We start from the raw sequence: 20,914 nt of genomic DNA, 5'->3' as shown, positions 1-20,914 counted from the left end.
GAAAGCCGAAAATAGTCTAGTGATGATGGCAAAGAGGTCACACCCGTTCCCATACCGAACACGGAAGTTAAGCTCTTTAGCGCCGATGGTAGTTGGGGGATTCCCCCTGTGAGAGTAGGACGTCGCTAGGCAATGAAGACAGTCAGCTGAGTGCTGACTGTTTTTTTATTAAAGTAATGATTATTGAAATGAAGCTAAAACTGATGATAGCAACTACAAATATTTGCTTTTTATCTTTGCCATATCTTACGGTCAGCAAGCAAAGACTATGAAAATGAAAAAATATAAAAAAGTATTGCATATGTTATTTTTCTATGATATATTAATAAATGTCTTAAAGAGGTCCCGTGGTGTAGCGGTTAACATGCCTGCCTGTCACGCAGGAGATCGCCGGTTCGATCCCGGTCGGGACCGCCATTATAAACGATAATATAGTTCTTATGATGCTTTTAAATCATAAGAACTTTTTTTATTGTTAATATAAGGAAATTAGTGAATATCGATAAAATTGGTTCAATAATATTTATTGGGGTATCCATAGATTTTTAGAATAACTATGCCTCGGCATAATTGCGTTTAGAGTTGGCTTTGTGCTTGTACAAAGAATCCGTTTCCGATTCCGTGAAGCGCCAAAACTTTTATCGAAGACTCGTTAGCGAAGGTCGTTGTGTCAATAAACTGACCGCTATTATAGGGTGACTATTTTTTTATCGATATTCCTGTCGTGATGGAATTTGGAGGTGTTTAGCATGCGAAATTATTTTTACATAAAACGTCTGAATATAAGCTTACTCATAGGGGCTATTGTAATATTAGCAGGCTGTGGAGATCCTATTTTAGACATAGAGGAATCCAATGCGTACCACTGGCAAAAAAATATGAATCAAGCCGAATTTGAAAAATTAAAAGAGGGCATGTCATATATGGAAGTAGTAGAGATTGCAGGGGGAGCAGGGGACATGATAAAAAGTGATCAATACCGCTGGAATGATGAAATACTTATGACAAAAACCTATATAGTACGATTTAAAGATGATAAATTGGTTGAAAAAAAGGTTAGTGAGGTAAAGGAGCATAAAAAATAAGCACGTTTTTTTATAAGCGTGTTTTATTTTTATTTAGTACCTAAATTAGTATCATCAGCGATAATTATAACTAGGCATAATTGTTTCAGGCTAATGACGAATGCTAATTTACATTTTTAGGACTCACCTCATGATGAGCGTCAACTTGGAGTGAAAATCTACTTTATTTATTTGATACAAAATTTACAATTTATTGTCGACAAGCTGCAACAATTACGCCAAGGTGTAATTGTTTTTTTGAAATCCATTGGATGTTTTGAACATTTACGTTTGTTTCGGTAAACTAGAAGTAATGGAGCTAGGAGAGGAAAAAGAGATGATGTATGAAAAAATAATGAATTCACTTGATGATACTGAGAATTTTGCGTTGAAGCTAGCAAGCTTACTAGAAGCCCAGGATACAATTACATTAGAGGGTGATTTAGGCGCTGGTAAGACGACATTTACAAAAGCATTAGCGAAGGGACTTGGTGTGACGAGAACAGTCAATAGCCCGACATTTACGATTGTTAAGCAATATGAGGGGCGATTACCATTTAATCATTTAGATGTTTATCGTTTAGCAGAAAGCGATGAGGATCTTGGATGGGACGAACTATTTTATGGTGATGCGGTGTCAGTTATCGAGTGGGCTCATTTGATTGAACAGGATTTACCACAGGAGCGTCTTGGAATAGAAATTTACCGGATCGGAGAAAATCAACGACGATTTGTATTAACACCACTTGGGAAGCGATATGAGGCATTATGTGAGGAGCTAATGAAATGATTTGGTTAGGGATTGAAACAGCGAATGCACCACTTTCTATTGCTGTTATAAAAGATGGGAAAGTAATCGCGGAGATTGTACAAAATATTAAATTAACGCATTCAGCAGGTGCTATGCCAGCTATTGAAGAAGTGCTAGCCAATGCTGGTATAAAGCCAAGCGAGTTGGATGCGATTGCTGTATCAGAAGGACCTGGTTCTTATACCGGTGTACGAATAGGTGTGACGCTTGCTAAAACATTAGCATGGACATTGAAAAAGCCTTTAGTTGGAATATCTAGCTTAAAGTCATTGGCCGCAAATGCAGCACTATATGATGGGCTTATTTGTCCTATTTTTGATGCGCGAAGAGGCAATGTCTATACGGCCGTTTATAAAGGTTGTGAGCTTGAAACAATTATAGAAGATTATCACGATCATATAGATGGCTTGTTAGAGCGTTTACAAGCATTCGAGGCACCGGTTTTATTTGTGGGAGTCGATGTAGATGTTTTTTGGCATAAAATCGTAGAGGTGCTAGGTGATTATGCACAGCGCACACCATTTAGTAATGACTTACCACGGGCAAGTGAAACAGTTCGATTAGCGACGAAATTGGAGCTACCAAGTGTGGATGGAGTTCATCATTTTGTCCCGCAATACAAACGTATTGCCGAGGCGGAGGCGAATTGGCTGAAGGAACAAAAGGAGAAGGCACATGAGTAATAATGTAACATATCGTAAAATGGTATCTGAAGATGTTCCAGCAGTGTATGAAATTGAGCTTGCTACATTTCCTACGCCATGGACGTTAGATTCTTTTTATTATGAAGTGCATGAAAATCAGTATGCACATTATGTGCTAGCTATAGATGAAGATAATAACATTATCGGTTTTTGCGGAATGTGGATGGTTATAGACGCAGCGCAAATTACAAACGTTGCCGTTATAGAGGCTGCTCGAGGTCGCGGCATTGGTGAAGGATTAATGCGAGAGGTAATGCGTATTGCTAGAGAGCATACTATGGAAGTCATGAGTTTAGAGGTACGAGTAACAAATACAGTTGCGCAAAATCTTTATCGAAAGCTTGATTTCCAAGATGGCGGTATACGTAAAGGCTATTATACAGATAACGGGGAGGATGCCCTTGTCATGTGGGTGAATTTATGATGGAAGATCGAATGATATTAGCAATAGAATCGAGCTGTGATGAAACAGCAGCGGCGATTATTCGAAATGGTTCTGAAATTGTTTCAAATGTAGTTGCATCTCAAATAGAAAGTCATAAACGATTTGGTGGGGTTGTACCTGAAATTGCATCCCGTCATCATGTTGAGCAAATTACAGTAGTTATAGAAGAAGCATTAGCACAGGCAAATATGAAGCCAGCTGATTTAGATGCTGTGGCAGTTACAGAGGGCCCTGGTCTTGTAGGTGCACTGTTAATTGGGATTAATGCCGCGAAAGCCTTTGCGTTTGCAAATAATTTACCGATTGTTGGTGTGCATCATATAGCTGGACATATATATGCTAATGCACTCGTACAGCCAATGAATTTCCCATTGTTAGCACTTGTTGTATCAGGTGGCCATACAGAGCTAGTTTATATGAAGGAACATGGCTCTTTTGAAGTCATTGGTGAGACGAGAGATGATGCAGCTGGTGAAGCTTACGATAAGGTTGCGCGTGTTTTAGACTTACCATATCCAGGTGGTCCGCGAATTGATAAGTTAGCACATGAGGGAGATGAGGCTGTATCCTTCCCAAGAGTGTGGTTAGAGGAAGATTCTTATGATTTTAGTTTTAGCGGCTTGAAATCAGCGGTTATTAATTATAAGCATAATATGGACCAACGCGGTGAAGAAATTTGTCCGACTGCCGTTGCCAAAGGGTTTCAGGATAGCGTAGTTGAAGTATTAACGGCGAAAACATTACGGGCAGCTCGCGAATATAACGTGAAACAGGTTATCGCAGCGGGTGGTGTAGCGGCAAATAAGGGTTTGCGTACATCACTTGAGATGGTATTTGCTGAAGAAAACATACCATTTTTCGTGCCGCCATTAAAGCTGTGCACAGATAATGCCGCTATGATAGGGGCTGCAGCAACACCTATGTTTGAAGCCGGTATTCGAGGCAATTTATCAATGAACGGTCGCCCTGGAATGGAGTTAAAATCCTGGGTATAACTTTTTCTGGGTGTCACGAAATCGGAAGGGAGTTAATAAAAATTTGCCTAAAATCATCACATCCTTGCGATAATGGCTAGCTACCTGCATTATGTCGCTGCAGCTGCGTTAGCACTACGCTTTCGCTTGCAGGCCTAAGCACAAAACCGATTTCGGACTGGCATAATTGATTATAGAAAAAGGGGTGTTTTAGATTTGATTCTAGAATACCTCTTTTTGCTTTTGTGAAAAAATTGTTGAGAAAATAGTGTCTATAAGAAAATTTGAATCCGATCAGTTGACAAATTTTTCAGAAAATTATCCACAGGTAAGATCGAAATAAAACAGCGAACATCCGTACTTATGCACAAAATGTTGATAACTTGTGCATAACTTGTGATTATTCAATATATAGTAGCCTATTTTGCACAAAATAATGTGAATAAAATATTTTTGAATTGTGGACAATGTGGAAAAGTCTGTTGATATGTTGGTATTACTAGATTTATAGTGTGTATAAAGTTGTGGGCATTTTTTGTCGAAAAATAGCACTTGACCAATATATATGAAAAAACAACGCGAGTAAAGTAAAAAGCCATGCGACAAGGCACATGGCTTTATAAGTTTTATCCCACCTCAAGAGGGATGTTATAAAATAATATTTTCAAGTTCTTCACTTAGCTCGAGCCATTCCATTTCGAATAACTCATACTGTTCCTTAGCAGTTGATAATTCCTCTTGAAGTTGTGTAATTTTTTCGTGGTCTGTGAATATCTCAGGATCGCAAAGAGCTTCTTCTAAGCGAGCTATTTCAAGATTTACTTGCTGCATTTTTCCTTCTAGTTCCTCAAGCGTGCGTCTAATTTGGCGCTCCCGTTTTTTAGCCTCTTTATCAATTTTAGAGGTAGAGATCTTCTCGGATACATCAGCTTGTACTTGCGGTTGAGCGGCAGCCTTCATTTGTGCTATTTCCAGTAGTTCTTGTTTCTTTTCAAGATAATAATCATAGTCACCTAAGTACTCAAAGGAACCATCGCCGGATAGTTCAATTACTTTAGTAGTGATTCGATTGATGAAATACCGGTCATGCGATACAAATAAGAGCGTTCCAGGATAATCGATCAGTGCATTTTCTAGTATCTCTTTACTATCTAAGTCTAAGTGATTGGTAGGCTCATCAAGAATTAAGAAATTTGCCTTTTGCATCATCAACTTAGCTAATGCAAGTCTAGCCTTTTCTCCACCAGATAAAGATGACACAATTTTATCTACATCATCTCCACTGAATAAGAAACGGCCTAGCACCGTGCGAATATCTTTTTCATTCATTAAAGGCCATTCATCCCATAGCTCTTTTAGCACACTTTTATTGCTCGATAGCTTGGCCTGCTCCTGATCGTAATAACCAATTTGAACATTTGTACCATAGCGAATTTCTCCAGAGAGTGGTAGTAAATCTTTGACGATGGTTTTTAATAAAGTTGATTTACCTACACCATTAGGTCCAACAAGTGCAATACGGTCTTCTCGGAAAGTACGCAATGTGATGCCGCTTGATATTTTCTTATCACGATAACCTATAGCTAAGTCATCAATAGATAATACATCGTTTCCACTTTGGCGCTCAATTGTAAAACCGAAGCTTGCTGATTTTTCATCACCATCAGGGGATTCCATCCATTCTGTTCGTTCAAGCATTTTACGACGACTTTGTGCCATTTTAGTAGTAGAAGCACGAGCAATGTTTTTTTGAATAAATTCCTCAAGCTTGGCCTTTTCATCTTGCTGACGTTCATAAAGCTTCAAATCACGCTCATAGTTTTTCGCTTTTTCATCTAAATAGGCACTATAATTGCCGTTATATTTTGTGACGCGATGACGAGAGACTTCGTAGACAATAGAAACAACCTGGTCTAAGAAGTAGCGGTCATGGGAAACAATTAGGATAGCCCCTTCATAGCCTTTTAAATATGATTCCAACCAAGAGAGGGTATCAATATCTAAATGGTTAGTAGGCTCATCGAGTATTAATAGATCAGGTTTACTTAACAGAAGTTTAGCAAGCGCTAGCCGGGTCCGTTGTCCCCCTGAGAGTGAGCTAATTGGCTTTTCGTAATCATTAGGATAGAACTGCATGCCATGAAGCACAGAACGTGTATCAGATTCATATTGATAGCCACCTGCATCCTTAAAATTATGCTGCAAATGATCGTATTCAGACATTATTTTTGCATATAAAGTAGGATTTTCATAAACAGCAGGGTCGGCCATTTGTTGTTCTAATGATCGGATTGCCTGTTCCTGGGTAATAAGCGGTTCAAAAATTGTCATCATTTCATCCCAAATCGACAATGTTGAGTTTAATCCAGCATGCTGCTCTAAATACCCGATTTGTATACCTTTAGGGATAATAATATCGCCAGAGTCATAGGACATTTGACCAGCAATTATTTTAAGTAAAGTGGACTTACCAGCACCGTTACGACCTACTAATGCAACGCGGTCACGATGCTGAACCTCTAATTTTACGCCACTTAAAATTTCATCTGCAATAAAGGATTTATATAGTTGATTGACCTGTAAAACAATCATTCTTGACACCTCAATTCTACCTTAGTGTAATAGATGTGCGATTGCCTTGCAATGTCGATGCTTTACTTATTCCAAGCTGTCATGTAAGATTGAAACGATTTCTCTTTAGTTAGTGGCGTAAAAGCGCCATTAACTAAAGAGAAATCCTCCAGTGAATAGTATAAACTTAGAAATATTAAGCATGTATCATAAATGGTTCATCACCAAAAGTTGTTGATGACTTTTGTTAAAACGTCTATAAATAGTTGATTCCCGTCCTCGGGGGTCAGCGATAGAGGAACGAAGGCTAAAAGCATCTCATTCTGTGATAACGCCTCCGTGACCAACATCGTGTTGGGCCGAGACCTTGCAGCGCAGTGAATTTTTTCTGTGTGAAAGCGAAGCGACAGCAACAAATGTTTTGACTGTGCGAAAGCGAAGCGACAGCAACAAATGTTTTGACTGTGCGAAAGCGAAGCGACAGCAACAAAGCGCCCCTCGGAACGGAAATAAACCACACGTTTTGGTGATGATCCTTATAAAGAGAATTTGATACATTATAAGGAGGAAAAAGTTTGAAACAAGAATTAAAAATTCCACAAGCCACTACGAAAAGACTTCCTCTTTACTATCGATTTATCCAAAACTTTGCACAAGAAGGCATGGAACGTATTTCGTCGAAGGAACTGAGTGAAGCAATGAAAATTGATTCTGCAACTATTCGCCGTGATTTTTCTTATTTCGGTGCTCTTGGGAAAAAGGGATATGGCTATGATGTGCAGCATCTTTTAAAATTCTTTAGTCAAACGCTCGATCAACATGAAGCCACAAAAGTAGCGTTAATTGGTGTAGGGAACTTAGGTAGTGCTTTATTAAAATACAATTTCCAAAAAAATCATAATACCCATATCGTTGTGGCATTTGACTCAAAGGCCCCGAAGGAAGGGAAGATGATTAGCAATATTCCTGTTTTTCATCCTGATTTATTGGAAGAAAAGTATGCAGAATATGGAGCGGAGCTTGCAATTTTAACAGTTTCACCACGCTCTGCACAGAAAATGGCTGATAGATTAGCAGTGATGAATGCAAAAGGAATTTTAAACTTTACGCCAGAGCGTATTACTGTACCAGATAAAATGCAACTTTTAACAATCGATTTGTCAGTAGAATTGCAGGCACTCATTTATTTAATTCGTAATCAGGAAGAGTGATAATTGTACATAATTTAACTTCTTTCAGTGAATGTTATTTGTACCGAATATGAGATAAAATGTGAGAATGACGAAAAACTTTCACATATTATTAGTTAGCAAAATGGCGAAATATGCGTTAAAATGATGGATATAAAGAGGAGGTGGCTGTAATGGGTCCAATAGGTCCAATGAGCCTCATTATTATCGGAATTGTCGCATTACTAATTTTTGGTCCTAAGAAGTTACCAGAGCTTGGTAAAGCATTTGGTTCAACATTACGTGAATTCAAAAATGCTACAAAAGGATTAGCCGACGAAGATGATGATGACAAGAAGAAGAAAGAACTAGATAAGTAAAGTTAGGATGTTTGAGGAATGAATCCAAAAGATCTAACTGTCATTGAACATATAGAAGAATTAAGAAAACGGCTTTTCATTGTTGCCGTTTTCTTTGTTCTTGCTATGGTTGCTGGCTTTTTTGTTGCAAAGCCGCTTGTTAAATACCTTCAAAGTACTGGAGCGAATTACAATATAGAACTCCATGCATTTGATGTAGTAACACCACTGGCAATTTATATCCAAGTTATTTTTTTAATATCGTTTATCCTATCTTCGCCGGTATTGATGTACCAATTATGGGCTTTTATTAGCCCAGGACTTAGGGACGTAGAACGAAAAGCAACCTTAAGCTACATACCGTATTCATTTTTATTATTTTTAGCAGGGTTGTCCTTTTCATATTTTTTACTATTCCCTTATGTCATAAAGTTTATGATGAATTTATCGAACGAATTGGAGATTCAACAAACGATTGGCATACATGAATATTTTTCGTTTTTATTTAAGCTTACAATACCCTTTGGTTTCCTTTTCCAATTACCGATAGTAGTCTTGTTCTTTTCACGCATTGGGATTTTATCTCCTGAGCTACTAATCCGTATTCGTAAGTATTCATACTTTGGTTTATTTGTATGTGCTGCTTTAATCGCACCACCTGAATTAGCTTCACACTTAATGGTTTCAGTACCGTTATTCATTCTTTATGAAATTAGTATTATGATTTCCCGTGTTGGCTATAAGAAATACTTAAAATCAGAAGAAATGCGAATGAAGGAAGAGCAAGAAGCTGAGCAAAAACGTCAGGTCGAAGAGGCACTTGAACAGCAACGACGTCAAATCGAAGAATTAAATCAATAATAATAGAAGCTCGATGCCAATTAGCAGCATCGAGCTTTTTCGTCGTTATAAATAGCTAGGTTCAACTAGAAATCAGCGGTTTGCAAAAATTTTACTAATTTTTATTGCATTTTTTCTAGTTGTTCAAGAAACTTTTGCAGTGGTTCAGCATACAATTGTATAAGCGTCACAAAACCATTCAGCATGACGTGGGCGATAATGGACGTCCAAATGCGTTTTGTTTTGTGGTATAAGAAGGCAAAAATCAATCCGCAAATTGTATAAAGCAAGATGTGTGAGAAGTCCATATGAATAAGAGCAAAGAAAATGGCGCTTACTATACCGGCAATCCAGAAATTAGTTGTTTGGACAAGCGATCCGAAAATAACACGACGGAAGACAAACTCTTCTAATATTGGTCCAAAAACAACAATCGCTAATATCGCAATAGGGGCACCTTTTGCAATAGCTACAATATCAGCTGTATTTTGTGAGCCACCTTGGATACCGAATATAGCCATTTCGATAGCTGCGCCAATCATTTGGCCGAAGAAAACTAAGAAGAAACCGATAATTCCCCACATAATTGACAGTGGTATAGTCTCTTTCTTCCCTTTATAAATATCCCAAAACGCTTTATCGCGGGATGTAAGGATTAAGCTTAAAATTAACGCAATGGCAAAGCTAAGTGCAATATACCAGCCTTGAGTAAGGGGAGCAGCTTGCCCACTAGGTAAACCAGTTGTACTCATAACAAGCTTGTGAAACGGTTTTGCCAGTAAGATCCCCGATATTTGCATGAGGATATAGATCAGTAAAACATAAAGAGCTGTTTTTTTATGTTTATTTATTTTTTGAGAATTGTTCACAGTCAAAATCCTTTCCATTCATTATGCTACCTTTCTATTGTAGAGGAATATGGAAAGAAAACAAAATTTTTCGAAGTTCTGACTTGCAAAAAAAAGTGTGATTGATTATCATAATAATTGTATTAGCACTCGACTAGATAGAGTGCTAATAAACTTTCAAGTATATAATTAATTATAGGAGGTTGTTTCACTTGTTAAGACCACTAGGAGATCGTATTGTAATCGAACTAATCGAGGTAGAAGAAAAATCTGCATTCGGTATTGTACTGCCAGACTCTGCAAAAGAAAAACCGCAAGAAGGTAAAGTTGTAGCAGTTGGGACGGGTCGCATTTTAGAGAACGGGCAACGTGTAGAGCTTGACGTAAAAGTTGACGACCGCATTATTTTCTCTAAATACTCTGGTACAGAAGTTAAATATGAAGGTAATGAATACCTAATTTTACGCGAAAGCGATATTCTTGCAATTATTGAATAAATTAAAACTTTTAAAGATTCATCACATTTTATAAGTTGATTGAAGTGGAGGCTAGGCGAATCCTAGGGGATCGGCAATATAGATTTTAGACCCCGGTGCGAGCAACGCGAGTGAAGTGTGCCCAGTCGGAACGAAAATCAACCATACACGTTTTAGTGATAATCCCTTTGAAAGTAAATGCCTAGTAATTGTCACAAATAGATGGCAATGACTGTATGGCGAAAATTTCTTATAAATATATTGATGAAGCTTAACGAATATTCCATTTCAGGAGGGTAAATTCAAATGGCAAAAGATATTAAATTCTCAGAAGACGCTCGTTCATTAATGTTACAAGGTGTAGATAAATTAGCAAACGCAGTAAAAATTACATTAGGGCCTAAAGGTCGTAACGTAGTTTTAGAAAAAAAATTCGGTTCACCACTTATTACAAACGATGGTGTAACAATTGCAAAAGAAATCGAGTTAGAAAACCCATTCGAAAACATGGGGGCAAAATTAGTAGCAGAAGTTGCTTCTAAAACAAATGAAATCGCTGGTGACGGTACAACAACTGCAACAGTATTAGCACAAGCAATTATTCGTGAAGGCTTGAAAAACGTTACAGCTGGTGCAAATCCTGTAGGCATTCGTAAAGGGATCGATAAAGCAGTTGCAGCAGCCCTTACAGAATTACACGCTATTTCTCGTCCAGTTAGCAACAAAGAAGAAATCGCACAAGTTGCGGCAATCTCTGCTGCTGATGATGAAGTAGGACAATTAATTGCAGAAGCAATGGAACGTGTGGGTAACGATGGTGTTATCACAATTGAAGAATCTAAAGGCTTCACAACAGAGCTTGATGTAGTTGAAGGTATGCAATTCGACCGTGGTTATGCATCACACTACATGGTAACAGATACAGATAAAATGGAAGCGGTATTAGATAACCCATACATTTTAATTACTGATAAAAAAATTACAAACATTCAAGAAGTATTACCATTATTAGAACAAGTGGTACAACAAGGTCGTCCGCTATTAATCATCGCTGAAGATGTTGAAGGTGAAGCTCTTGCAACACTTGTAGTGAACAAGCTTCGTGGTACATTCAATGCTGTAGCGGTTAAAGCGCCAGGATTTGGTGATCGTCGTAAAGCAATGCTTGAAGATATCGCAATTTTAACAGGTGGTCAAGTAATTACAGAAGAATTAGGCTTAGACCTTAAATCAGCTGATATTACATCACTTGGTCGCGCTGCGAAAGTTGTTGTTACAAAAGACAATACAACAATCGTAGAAGGTGTTGGCGGTGCAGATGCAATCGAAGGCCGTATTGGTCAAATCCGTGCTCAGCTTGCTGAAACAACTTCAGAATTCGATAAAGAAAAATTACAAGAACGCCTTGCAAAATTAGCAGGTGGTGTAGCAGTAATCAAAGTTGGTGCTGCAACAGAAACAGAACTAAAAGAACGCAAACTACGCATTGAAGATGCTCTGAACTCAACTCGTGCAGCAGTTGAAGAAGGTATCGTATCAGGTGGTGGTACGGCACTTCTTAACGTATATGCAGCAGTTGAAAAAGTTGCAGATGCAGAAGAAGGCGACGTAGCAACTGGTGTGAAAATTGTTCTACGTGCTTTAGAAGAACCAGTCCGTCAAATCGCAAACAACGCTGGTCTTGAAGGCTCAATTATCGTGGATCGCCTAAAACGCGAAGAAATCGGTGTAGGCTTCAACGCTGCAACAGGCGAATGGGTAAACATGATTGAAGCGGGCGTAGTAGACCCAGCGAAAGTAACTCGCTCAGCTCTACAAAACGCAGCATCTGTAGCAGCTCTATTCTTAACAACAGAAGCAGTTGTAGCAGACATCCCAGAAGCAGCTCCAGCAATGCCAGATATGTCTGGTATGGGCGGCATGCCAGGAATGATGTAATCAACGGCTACAACCCAAAAAAATCACTTCTCCATTTGAGAAGTGATTTTTTTATGTTTAGCGAATATTTTTTAGTAATCGCTGATAAAAACAGTAAAATCGCTGATAAACCTCCGACAATCGCTGATAAAAACAGTAAAATCGCTGATAAACCTCCGACAATCGCTGATAAAAGCAGTAAAATCGCTGATAAACTTCCGACAATCGCTGATAAAAAGCCTGTTAGCAGCGAAACTTTATAGTTTAGCGGCGTTCTTTGCTTAGTTGGCGGCGAAACTCAAAGTTTTAGCGGCGAATTCCAACATAAGCTGTAAAATTTAGGGAAACTAAAATCAGGGTTGAAAAACTTTGTATAGAATTTTACACAATATTAAGGACTTGACTATAAAAACAGCACAATCGCTGATAAACCTCCAACAATCGCTGATAAACTTCCAACAATCGCTGATAAACCTTCAACAATCGCTGATAAACTTCTAACAATCGCTGATAAACTTCCAACAATCGCTGATAAACTTCCAACAATCGCTGATAAACTTCTAACAATCGCTGATAAACTTCCAACAATCGCTGATAAACTTCTAACAATCGCTGATAAACCTCCAACAATCGCTGATAAACCCCCAACAACTGCTGATAAAGATACAAACCTGCTAAAAAAACTCCGAAAAGGAGCTTAAAGTTATTCTTTTTGCTTCAGCCTAAAATCAGGGGAAATATAAGAGATTAGAGCATAATCTATTTCTTCTCCTGCTTGAGTTGATAATTGTACAAGTAAAGATTCTTCGGTATTTGAGGGATGTATAGCGCTTGTTTTTATAGTAATCACTTGAACACCGGTTCTTCTCGGGTTTCCAACAACGACCACCTGATTCCCCAATGTATAAACTGCTGTAATATCAGTTTGGAACGCGACAATATATAAATCTAAATCCGTTTTATTTTGACACATTGGAATTGTGAATCCCATATTTTGTTCAAAGTCGTACCATTCAGAGAGAGCAATATCGTAATTCGTAAATAGTCGATGCAGTGCATAATGAATTCTAGTTGGAACATAGCTCCACCGACCGATTGAGCTATGCCAATATTCTTCATAAGCGGGTCTCTTGTAGCCAGGATTATTGACGATCGCTTCATACGGAATTGTATTGCCATTCTCTATCACCTGTGAAAGTGTAACAAATTTTGATGGGGGAGATAATTCTGGAAAAGGAGGATCAGCAATTGTTTGGGGTTTTATCGGCTCAAGGCTTTTTAAGCGGTTTTCTAGACCTTTTATATTTAATCTACTCGATTCTTTTGCATCGAAAGAAGCTACAATGCTCAAATTAATTAATATTAGGCTAATCATACATAAAGTTATTTTTTTTACGTTACACATAGTTGCACCTCGCCTCTCCTATACTGTGCTCATTAAATGAGCGAATATGTAGGACGACTGAAAATTTTATAGTCATGTTTTCACTTCCTGTTCTACTAAACAATAAAAAGGCAATCCATTAGTTCGTATTTGAACTTCTGGATAGCCTTTTTTGCTACAGTCATTTTCTTGGACTTCCAATATGCAAATCTACATGCCTGGTAAGTTAAAGCCTGGTAAACCTGGTAAGCCAGGATATTGTCCGCCTGGGAATGGCATCGGACGTGGTGGATATGGTTGTGGCGGATATGGCATCGGACGTGGTGGGTATGGTTGTGGTGGATATGGCTGCGGAGGACGTGGTGGGTATGGTTGTGGTGGATATGGCTGTGGAGGACGTGGTGGGTATGGTTGTGGCGGATATGGCTGCGGAGGACGTGGTGGGTATGGTTGTGGTGGGCGTGGTTGCGGAGGACGTGGTGGATATGGTTGTGGTGGGCGTGGTTGCGGAGGACGTGGTGGATATGGTTGTGGTGGACGTGGCTGCGGAGGTCGCGGTGGATATGGCTGTGGAGGTCGCGGTGGATATGGCTGTGGAGATCGTGTCGGATACGGTGATGGGTTTAAAGATGGATATGGGCTACCAGAAGGCATAGTAGGGTGAAACGGAATGTTAACATCAAGATCTTCGGGATTAAATCCAGGATTGATCAATGAAACACACCTTTCTTCGTTTTTTTCTAACATATGCCTACTATTAGGATTGTCATAGGCATTAAACTAGAAGAATGATCGATAAAGTATAGTTGATTAAAATAGAAAATGTTATAAAATATATCAAATTTAATTATAATAAAAGAAAATAGTATTAAAGGATGTTTATATAAATGCCTATTATAAAAATCAAGAAAATAAAAGTACAAAATTTACGAAATGTCCGTCATGGTGAAATTATATTAGCGGTAAATTTCGAGACATTCCTTAAGCCAAATGTTGTAGGTTTATACGGACAGAACGGTTCTGGAAAAACAACTATTGTTGATGCATTCGGCTTGTTAAAGGCACTTATCTCCGGTTGGATGGCTGAAATTAAATTACCATCACAGGAAAAGAAATTAATTATGGCAGGGGAGGATACGGCAAGTATTGAGTTCGAGTTTCTAGTAGAAAATCAATTCGGCACATTTTTTCTCAATTATTATGTAGAGTTACAAGAAGATGGAAACAGACTGTACACAACGCTTGAACGTGTAGCTTACAGAGAAAACGAGAAAGGGAAGCGTTCAAAGATTTTAATTAATGTTACAGAGAAAGACATACAACTACGTAAAGTATATCTGTCTGATATGAATGAAAAAATGCGTATCCAATTACTAGTCATTCATCAATTGTCTAAAAAACAATATATGTCCTTTGTCTTTCACAAAGATTTAAAGCCGTTATTACAGGATAGGTTGTCGGAGCTAGAAATGCAATTGCTTCATAATTTAGCAATAGATTTTAATCGTGATTTACATGTTGTTAACAATCAAAATATCGCACCATTATTTGAAGAGCGCAGTATGCCTTTTAGCATCCATCTCGAAAAAACTCGTGGTTCTATCCCTTACAATTTGAAGGGGCCAGCATTATTGCCAGAGGATGCATTTTACGTGTTATGTGAAGTAATAGAGCAAAGTAATCAAGTATTATCAGCGATTATTCCAGGTCTCTCTATAAAGATTAATGTACTTACAAAACAAACTATGGATAATGGGGAAAAAGGAATTCGTTTTGAATTTTTATCGCAACGAGGGGAGCGCGAATTACCGTTAAGGACAGAGTCAGAAGGGATTTTGAAAATTATATCGGTACTCAGTGTGCTCATTGCAGTTTATAATAACCCAAATGCTTGTGTCGTAATAGATGAATTAGATTCTGGTGTTTTTGAATATTTGTTAGGCGAGTTGTTAACAGTGATTGATGAGGGCGGAAAAGGTCAACTTATTTTTACGTCTCATAATTTACGTGTGTTAGAGGTGCTAGCTATTAAAAACTTATGGTTTACGACAACGAATGAGGATCGTCGTTATATACAGCTAAAGGGTATTAAAGAGGTAAATAATGCTCGAGATGTTTATTTACGTGCGATTCAGTTGGGCGGACAGGATGAAGATGTTTATAAAGAAACAAAGACATTTAAAATTAAGCGTGCCTTTAGAAAAGCGGGTGTCCAGCGTGACTAAAAAAGTTCTTTTAATTATTGTGGAAGGGCATACGGAACAAATTATTTTAGAGGATTTTCTAGATGAACATTTTGCAAATTCAACGATTCGCTTCGATGTACAACGGGAAGATATTTTAACGAAATGGGATGCTAATAAACGGATACCTAATATTAAAAATAGTGTGACACGAGTGATTCAGAACTATTTGGAGAAGTATAAGTTTTTAGCGAAGGATTTAACCGCTGTCGTTCATATTACTGATGCAGACGGTTGTTTCATAGCCCCTGAATTTGTCAAGGTGAAGGGAGATATTGAGCAAAATTTATTCTATACAGAAGATGCAATATTAGTGAAATCAGAGAAGCGTAAGGAACAAATCGAACAACGAAATGAAATGAAGGCGAATAATGCTAAAATCCTTATGGCAAATGATCATTTTAGCATTCATCGATTAAGAATACCGTATCAGCTATTCTATTTTTCTACAAACTTAGAGCATGTACTATGGAATGAGCGTAATGAAATAGCGACGGAAAAGGTGCAAAAGGCCGATGAATTTATGGAAAGTTTATCGAGCTCCATAGAAGAGTTTTTAAAAGAATATCTCCCAGTTAACCCAGAGCTGCCGTATAAAGATAAAATCAAAATGAGTTGGTCATTTTTAATGGAGGGCTGTAATTCGTTACAACGCGGAACGAATGTCCCGTTATTATTTGAAATGATTAAATCGGATATACAATAAAGTGAGTGCTGACCAGTAGTGAAAATTGAAGCGTCAGCAACGACAAATATAGAGGAAGCGGTTAGACGCTTGCTCACCAAAAAAGGTCCTTTCGTTAGAATAAGCGATGGATCTTTTTTCGTTTTAGAGAATCTATTCTTACTGAGTAATGACATCTTTTCATTTTCTAATTCATAAGCTTTACAGGTGTGATTTTATCAAGCAAGAAGGAGGCATTGACATTCAAATACATGTTGTACGGGCAGGGGAGTCCTTATGGGGTATTGCGAAGGCATATGGGACAACAGTTCAAAATATTGTAGATGCCAATCAAATTCCTGAACCAAATCGATTAGTTATAGGGCAAGCTCTTGTAATACCGATTGTCGGAAATTTCTATTATGTGCAGGCAGGAGATAGTCTATATTCAATCGGCCAACGCTTTGGCATTAATTATTTAACACTTGCTCAGGTGAACAATATTAATCCGAATCAACCTTTATCGATTGGTATGCGACTTTATATTCCACCTCAACCAAAAACAAGAGCTGAAACATTGGCATATTTAGAGCCGAGAGGGACATTCGTTAGTGAGGCATTACTAAGTCAAGCAAGAGAAGCGGGTCCATTTTTAACTTATCTAGCTTTATTTAGCTATGAGGCAAGACGTGATGGAACGCTTAAGGTGCCACCGAGTCAAGGTGTGGCGCAAATTGCAAATGATACAGGTGCTTCTCTAGCAATGGTTATCTCGAATTTGGAGAATTTTAGTTTTAGTGGCGATTTAGCGAGAGATATTTTTCAAAGTACAGCCGTACAGGATTTGCTCTTTAATAATATTCTTGAAGAGGCAAAGCGTTTAGGAACTGTTAAAGATATTCATTTTGATTTTGAGAATTTGCCGGGCGATCAACGACAGGCGTATAACAATTTTTTAAGGAGAGCAGTGAGTCGATTCCATCCACAGGGATATACCGTATCGACAGCGCTAGCTCCCAAAACAAGTGCTACTGAGCGGGGTCCGTGGACGGAGGGGCATGATTATAAAGCACATGGAGAAATAGTGGATTTTGTTATGTTAATGACATATGAATGGGGCTATTCTGCAGGGCCCCCTATGGCAGTATCGCCACTTCCAGAGGTAGAAGCGGTTGTTAAATATGCAGTAAGTGAGATACCTCGGAACAAAATTATACTTGGACAGAATTTATATGGGTATAACTGGACATTGCCTTTTGTGCAGGGGGGACCTAATGCAGAAGCAGTTAGTCCACAAAGAGCAATCGAGATTGCTAAGAAATATAATGCTGCTATTCAGTTTGATTTGAGATCTCAAGCACCGTTCTTTGAATACTACGATGAGCAAGGTAAAGCACATGTGGTATGGTTCGAAGATGCCAGATCCATTCAAGCGAAGTTCGATTTAATCAAACGGTACAGACTCCGAGGAGTAGGCTATTGGAAGTTAGGTCTACCATTCCCTCAAAATTGGTTATTAATTGGTTCCAATTTTGATGTAGTCAAGAAATGAGGATTTTTAGGGAGCAACCAAGCAATTTTGCCTTGGCGTAATTGTAGCTGACGTTTTTTCTTTCGCGCAGACAAACATTTGCGGCTGAGGCTGTGCTGTCGCTGCGCCTTCGCACAGAAAACATTGCTGAATGAAGAAAAAATAGCTCTTTGTTTATGTTCATTCTATTTCAAGATAAAATAGAATAATCTGAAAACGTCATATCCATTTATGGTAATCTATACTATAATTATGGTAAATGATAATCTAGGAGGGATATTTTGGGTAAATTTAAAAAGTTAGGTATCATACTAACGTCTACTGCATTTTCTGTTAGTGTACTTTCGCCAATGGCACAAGCTTCAGCAAATGTAAAAGAACCACAAGAGAGAGTTGCAATTCAAGTTTCTTCAACAGAAACAAAAGTAACAAAAAGTATGCTTATTAAGCAATTGAATACAATATTCCCAGACAAATTCAATTTTGTAACAGAGAAAGATTTCTCAATGGGAGAAGCACATTACTTTAATGATGACAAAACGATACGCTATGAATTGAACTTTAATAAAACAATCAATGGCAAAGACGTTTATGGTGATTTTACTTTTAAAGGCGAAGATTTGGAATTAGAAAATTTCTCCTATCAGCCTGTCAATATAGCGGAAGCATTGTACCCGGTGAAATATTCAGAGGGTGAAGCAAAGAAAGTTGCTCAAGACTTCTTAAAGAAATTGCCGAGCACTGCGAATTACAAGCTTCGTGAAGACCATAGATATGATGATTTTGGTTTTAGTAGACCTCTATCTGAACCAATTTCGTATTCATTTATGTACTCGCCTACACACAATGGTGTATTACTTAGTAATGAGTTTATCCATATTACAGTTTTAGCAAATGGTGAAGTTACAAGTATGTATCGTAATGCCGGGCCAACTAGCAAGGCAACTTTTGATAACTTAGATCAGAAAAAGAATGAATCAGAAATCCTTGCACAGGTTCGTGAAAAACTGTCAGTTGACTTACGTTATATAGTTGACTATAACTATCAAACAGGCGAAGCGATTGCTAAGCTTGTGTATATGCCACCAACAAGCTTTAATGGTGTACATGCAATAAATGGGCAGTGGCAAACAATGAATGGTTTCATTTCTCAAGTACCGAAGACAAAAGGTGTAGAAAAACTTGCAGCGCAACCACTTGCACCTAAGAAAAATGGTATTACATTAGCAGAAGTTGAAGAGTTAGCTAAGTCTATTTTAAAAGTTGATACAGACAAAGCAAAGCTACAAATTCATTCGATTAATGAAAGAGAAAATGAAAATGGCGAAACAATCTATTATGTGAATTATATGTATGATCTCGGTAATTACGGCACAGGTAGTTCACTTGAAGTCAACAAAGCAACAGGTGAAATTACAAACTACTGGAATACAAGTAGCGAATTCATGCAGACAGATGATAAAGTAGAACCAATTTCAAAAGAGGCTGCGTTAGCAAAAGCGATAGACTACTTAAAAGAGTGGTCTCCGTCATATATTCATAATTATTCAAAACCACTAGAAGATGCAATATATGATAAAGACAACAAACAGTATTACTTCTCTTTCCCACGTATTGTCAATGGCATTGCCGTAGCAGGGGATGAAATTTCCGTAGGTATCAGTGCTGATGGGAAATTAAGTTCTTTAAATGTTAATTATCGCAAGATTGATAATTGGCCGTCTGTAAACAAAGCTATTCCTGCTGATAAAGCAAAAGCAACATTCAATGAGGGGCTGAAATTGGAGCTACAGTATGCAAAACAGGATGGCGAGGATAATCACCACTATGATTTAGTATACGCTCCGGTTTATAATGGAATTTTGTTCAATAGTATTGATGCAACAACGGGTGAATGGCTTCAAAAAGTTGGTGATACGAAAGAAAAACCTGCCATTTCGCATCCAACAGCTGGAGGAGAATTAACTTATTTATTACACCAAAATGTGTTAGAGGTTAAAGACCCAGCAAACTTTAATGCTGATACAGCCGTAACAAGAGGAGAAGCTTTGAAAATTTTAGTTAAATCATTATCATACGGATATGATTTCAATCCGTATGGAGAAGACAACGTTAAGCAATCCTTCAAAAACATTGACAAAAAGCACCCATTATACGGAATCGTTGAACAAGCTGTAAGAATGGGCATTTTACAACCGGCGGATCAATTTGCAGTAGATACAGCATTGACTCGTCAAGAGCTTGCCGAATGGTTAGTTCGTGTACTAAATTTAGAGAGTGCTGCTAAGCATAGTGACATTTACAAATTAAACTTTACGGATGCAAGCTCAATTGACCCAGCGTACGCAGGTTATGTTGCTTTAGCGAGTGCAATGGGACTAATTGATGGACAGCAAAATAAATTCAATGCTACTGAGAAAGTGACGTATGCAGATTTGGCGGTATCTACAGTTCGTCTAGCAAAGGCTGCCTTTGAACAAAACGGCAGCGGTCGTCATTTCTATTAATAATCGATAATTTATACATGAAAGGGCATCCCCTGATTTTAGGAGGGCACTGAAAAACTTACGTTTTCATAAAAGCGAACCTTTCTCAGATAAAAATAAGGCATTTCTTGTTCAATTTTGAACAGGAAGTGCCTTATTTCTGTCTCTATTCCTTATTCCTTATTTATTTTCGTTTAATAGCTTTAATATCCGTTTTAAATTGACAGCGAATATCGTTGTAGCACCTTGAATTTCCATGCCAAATAGACCCGCAGTCGATGCCGTATCGTACCCGTGTCCGTTTTTAATTCACTATTCTTCGCTTCTACTTTGTAGCGATTTGCGGCTAATTGCTTAAATGCTTCCGTATTTTGAAATGCCTCTTGTTCGGCATGTGTATCCGACTTAATTGTGACAGAATATGTTTT

The 20,914-nt window shown here is 38.0% G+C and carries 20 protein-coding genes, 1 tRNA gene, 1 rRNA gene and 1 pseudogene; 18 read left to right on the top strand and 5 right to left on the bottom strand.

Going from position 1 to position 20,914, the window contains the following annotated elements; all coding sequences use genetic code 11:
* Window positions 1-15: 15 nt before the first annotated feature.
* The 7 genes from rrf to tsaD all read left to right on the top strand — a co-directional run bounded on the left by rrf (window position 16) and on the right by tsaD (window position 4,019).
* A 5S ribosomal RNA gene (rrf, locus tag PVA17_RS21250) occupies window positions 16-131 on the top strand.
* Between the two features lie 210 nt (window positions 132-341).
* Window positions 342-417 (top strand) — tRNA-Asp (locus PVA17_RS21245).
* 332 nt (window positions 418-749) lie between these two features.
* Window positions 750-1,085, top strand: a complete 336-nt coding sequence (locus PVA17_RS21240; RefSeq protein ID WP_274068876.1) for a hypothetical protein — start codon at window positions 750-752, stop codon at window positions 1,083-1,085.
* A gap of 319 nt (window positions 1,086-1,404) precedes the next feature.
* Window positions 1,405-1,854, top strand: coding sequence for a tRNA (adenosine(37)-N6)-threonylcarbamoyltransferase complex ATPase subunit type 1 TsaE (gene tsaE / locus PVA17_RS21235; protein WP_248719257.1), 450 nt, complete (start codon window positions 1,405-1,407; stop codon window positions 1,852-1,854).
* Entirely contained in the window at window positions 1,851-2,558 is a 708-nt protein-coding gene (tsaB, locus tag PVA17_RS21230) for a tRNA (adenosine(37)-N6)-threonylcarbamoyltransferase complex dimerization subunit type 1 TsaB (RefSeq protein ID WP_274068875.1), read from the top strand. The genes tsaE and tsaB overlap by 4 nt, the downstream gene beginning before the upstream one ends.
* A complete protein-coding gene (rimI, locus tag PVA17_RS21225; RefSeq protein ID WP_132364242.1) occupies window positions 2,551-3,003 on the top strand; it encodes a ribosomal protein S18-alanine N-acetyltransferase in 453 nt (150 codons plus the stop codon). Before tsaB ends, rimI begins: the two co-directional genes overlap by 8 nt.
* Window positions 3,003-4,019: a tRNA (adenosine(37)-N6)-threonylcarbamoyltransferase complex transferase subunit TsaD gene (tsaD, locus tag PVA17_RS21220; protein ID WP_483308043.1), complete on the top strand. Its 1,017-nt coding sequence runs from the start codon at window positions 3,003-3,005 to the stop codon at window positions 4,017-4,019. The genes rimI and tsaD overlap by 1 nt, the downstream gene beginning before the upstream one ends.
* A gap of 627 nt (window positions 4,020-4,646) precedes the next feature.
* Here tsaD and PVA17_RS21215 read toward each other — a convergent pair.
* Complete coding sequence (locus tag PVA17_RS21215) at window positions 4,647-6,590, bottom strand: ABC transporter ATP-binding protein (protein ID WP_132364237.1); 1,944 nt, start codon at window positions 6,588-6,590, stop codon at window positions 4,647-4,649.
* A 554-nt stretch (window positions 6,591-7,144) separates the two neighbouring features.
* Here PVA17_RS21215 and PVA17_RS21210 point away from each other — a divergent pair.
* From PVA17_RS21210 to tatC, 3 genes are all read left to right on the top strand, one after another.
* Window positions 7,145-7,780 carry a redox-sensing transcriptional repressor Rex gene (locus PVA17_RS21210; protein WP_132364235.1) on the top strand — a complete coding sequence of 212 codons (636 nt, stop codon included), beginning with the start codon at window positions 7,145-7,147 and terminating at the stop codon, window positions 7,778-7,780.
* Window positions 7,781-7,932: 152 nt separating this feature from the next.
* Window positions 7,933-8,118 carry a twin-arginine translocase TatA/TatE family subunit gene (locus PVA17_RS21205; RefSeq protein WP_132364233.1) on the top strand — a complete coding sequence of 62 codons (186 nt, stop codon included), beginning with the start codon at window positions 7,933-7,935 and terminating at the stop codon, window positions 8,116-8,118.
* Between the two features lie 18 nt (window positions 8,119-8,136).
* A complete protein-coding gene (tatC, locus tag PVA17_RS21200) occupies window positions 8,137-8,958 on the top strand; it encodes a twin-arginine translocase subunit TatC (RefSeq protein ID WP_132364231.1) in 822 nt (273 codons plus the stop codon).
* Window positions 8,959-9,059: 101 nt separating this feature from the next.
* On the opposite strand, the gene PVA17_RS21195 is transcribed toward tatC, so the two are convergent.
* On the bottom strand, window positions 9,060-9,824 hold the full coding sequence (locus tag PVA17_RS21195; RefSeq protein WP_274068873.1) for a CPBP family intramembrane glutamic endopeptidase: 765 nt from the start codon (window positions 9,822-9,824) through the stop codon (window positions 9,060-9,062).
* Window positions 9,825-9,997: 173 nt separating this feature from the next.
* Here PVA17_RS21195 and groES point away from each other — a divergent pair, with 173 nt between their 5' ends.
* The 3 genes from groES to PVA17_RS21180 all read left to right on the top strand — a co-directional run bounded on the left by groES (window position 9,998) and on the right by PVA17_RS21180 (window position 12,441).
* The gene (gene groES, locus PVA17_RS21190) at window positions 9,998-10,282 is read left to right on the top strand and encodes a co-chaperone GroES (RefSeq protein WP_049667833.1); all 285 of its coding nucleotides are present in this window, start codon (window positions 9,998-10,000) and stop codon (window positions 10,280-10,282) included.
* Window positions 10,283-10,567: 285 nt separating this feature from the next.
* A complete protein-coding gene (groL, locus tag PVA17_RS21185) occupies window positions 10,568-12,199 on the top strand; it encodes a chaperonin GroEL (protein ID WP_132364227.1) in 1,632 nt (543 codons plus the stop codon).
* 53 nt (window positions 12,200-12,252) lie between these two features.
* Window positions 12,253-12,441, top strand: a complete 189-nt coding sequence (locus PVA17_RS21180; protein WP_274068872.1) for a hypothetical protein — start codon at window positions 12,253-12,255, stop codon at window positions 12,439-12,441.
* A gap of 118 nt (window positions 12,442-12,559) precedes the next feature.
* On the opposite strand, the gene PVA17_RS21175 is transcribed toward PVA17_RS21180, so the two are convergent.
* Both PVA17_RS21175 and PVA17_RS21170 read right to left on the bottom strand, forming a co-directional pair.
* Complete coding sequence (locus PVA17_RS21175; protein WP_274068871.1) at window positions 12,560-12,787, bottom strand: hypothetical protein; 228 nt, start codon at window positions 12,785-12,787, stop codon at window positions 12,560-12,562.
* 94 nt (window positions 12,788-12,881) lie between these two features.
* Window positions 12,882-13,583 carry a hypothetical protein gene (locus tag PVA17_RS21170; protein WP_132364225.1) on the bottom strand — a complete coding sequence of 234 codons (702 nt, stop codon included), beginning with the start codon at window positions 13,581-13,583 and terminating at the stop codon, window positions 12,882-12,884.
* Between the two features lie 151 nt (window positions 13,584-13,734).
* Between PVA17_RS21170 and PVA17_RS21165 the strand changes: the two genes are divergently transcribed.
* From PVA17_RS21165 to PVA17_RS21145, 5 genes are all read left to right on the top strand, one after another.
* Window positions 13,735-14,226 carry a hypothetical protein gene (locus tag PVA17_RS21165; RefSeq protein WP_274068870.1) on the top strand — a complete coding sequence of 164 codons (492 nt, stop codon included), beginning with the start codon at window positions 13,735-13,737 and terminating at the stop codon, window positions 14,224-14,226.
* 223 nt (window positions 14,227-14,449) lie between these two features.
* The gene (locus PVA17_RS21160; RefSeq protein WP_132364223.1) at window positions 14,450-15,787 is read left to right on the top strand and encodes an AAA family ATPase; all 1,338 of its coding nucleotides are present in this window, start codon (window positions 14,450-14,452) and stop codon (window positions 15,785-15,787) included.
* Entirely contained in the window at window positions 15,780-16,511 is a 732-nt protein-coding gene (locus PVA17_RS21155; protein WP_132364221.1) for a hypothetical protein, read from the top strand. Before PVA17_RS21160 ends, PVA17_RS21155 begins: the two co-directional genes overlap by 8 nt.
* A gap of 337 nt (window positions 16,512-16,848) precedes the next feature.
* Window positions 16,849-18,021 carry a glycosyl hydrolase family 18 protein gene (locus PVA17_RS21150; protein ID WP_483308042.1) on the top strand — a complete coding sequence of 391 codons (1,173 nt, stop codon included), beginning with the start codon at window positions 16,849-16,851 and terminating at the stop codon, window positions 18,019-18,021.
* Between the two features lie 260 nt (window positions 18,022-18,281).
* Window positions 18,282-20,507, top strand: a complete 2,226-nt coding sequence (locus PVA17_RS21145; RefSeq protein ID WP_274068869.1) for a YcdB/YcdC domain-containing protein — start codon at window positions 18,282-18,284, stop codon at window positions 20,505-20,507.
* 159 nt (window positions 20,508-20,666) lie between these two features.
* On the opposite strand, the pseudogene PVA17_RS21140 reads toward PVA17_RS21145, so the two are convergent.
* Window positions 20,667-20,914: pseudogene (locus tag PVA17_RS21140) on the bottom strand (transposase); the annotation flags it as partial.

Origin of the sequence: Lysinibacillus sp. CNPSo 3705, from assembly GCF_028674935.1 — a bacterium.
In the GTDB taxonomy this organism is placed as follows: Bacteria; Bacillota; Bacilli; order Bacillales_A; family Planococcaceae; genus Lysinibacillus.
The sequence above is the reverse complement of the archived record's forward strand: the minus strand, read 5'-3'. Positions and strand labels throughout refer to the sequence as shown.

Coding starts and splice junctions, on each gene's coding strand:
- PVA17_RS21240 (WP_274068876.1), top strand. CDS start 750: ATGCGAAATTATTTTTACATAAAACGTCTGAATATAAGCTTACTCATA.
- tsaE (WP_248719257.1), top strand. CDS start 1,405: ATGTATGAAAAAATAATGAATTCACTTGATGATACTGAGAATTTTGCG.
- tsaB (WP_274068875.1), top strand. CDS start 1,851: ATGATTTGGTTAGGGATTGAAACAGCGAATGCACCACTTTCTATTGCT.
- rimI (WP_132364242.1), top strand. CDS start 2,551: ATGAGTAATAATGTAACATATCGTAAAATGGTATCTGAAGATGTTCCA.
- tsaD (WP_483308043.1), top strand. CDS start 3,003: ATGGAAGATCGAATGATATTAGCAATAGAATCGAGCTGTGATGAAACA.
- PVA17_RS21215 (WP_132364237.1), bottom strand. CDS start 6,590: ATGATTGTTTTACAGGTCAATCAACTATATAAATCCTTTATTGCAGAT.
- PVA17_RS21205 (WP_132364233.1), top strand. CDS start 7,933: ATGGGTCCAATAGGTCCAATGAGCCTCATTATTATCGGAATTGTCGCA.
- tatC (WP_132364231.1), top strand. CDS start 8,137: ATGAATCCAAAAGATCTAACTGTCATTGAACATATAGAAGAATTAAGA.
- PVA17_RS21195 (WP_274068873.1), bottom strand. CDS start 9,824: ATGGAAAGGATTTTGACTGTGAACAATTCTCAAAAAATAAATAAACAT.
- groL (WP_132364227.1), top strand. CDS start 10,568: ATGGCAAAAGATATTAAATTCTCAGAAGACGCTCGTTCATTAATGTTA.
- PVA17_RS21180 (WP_274068872.1), top strand. CDS start 12,253: ATGTTTAGCGAATATTTTTTAGTAATCGCTGATAAAAACAGTAAAATC.
- PVA17_RS21170 (WP_132364225.1), bottom strand. CDS start 13,583: ATGTGTAACGTAAAAAAAATAACTTTATGTATGATTAGCCTAATATTA.
- PVA17_RS21160 (WP_132364223.1), top strand. CDS start 14,450: ATGCCTATTATAAAAATCAAGAAAATAAAAGTACAAAATTTACGAAAT.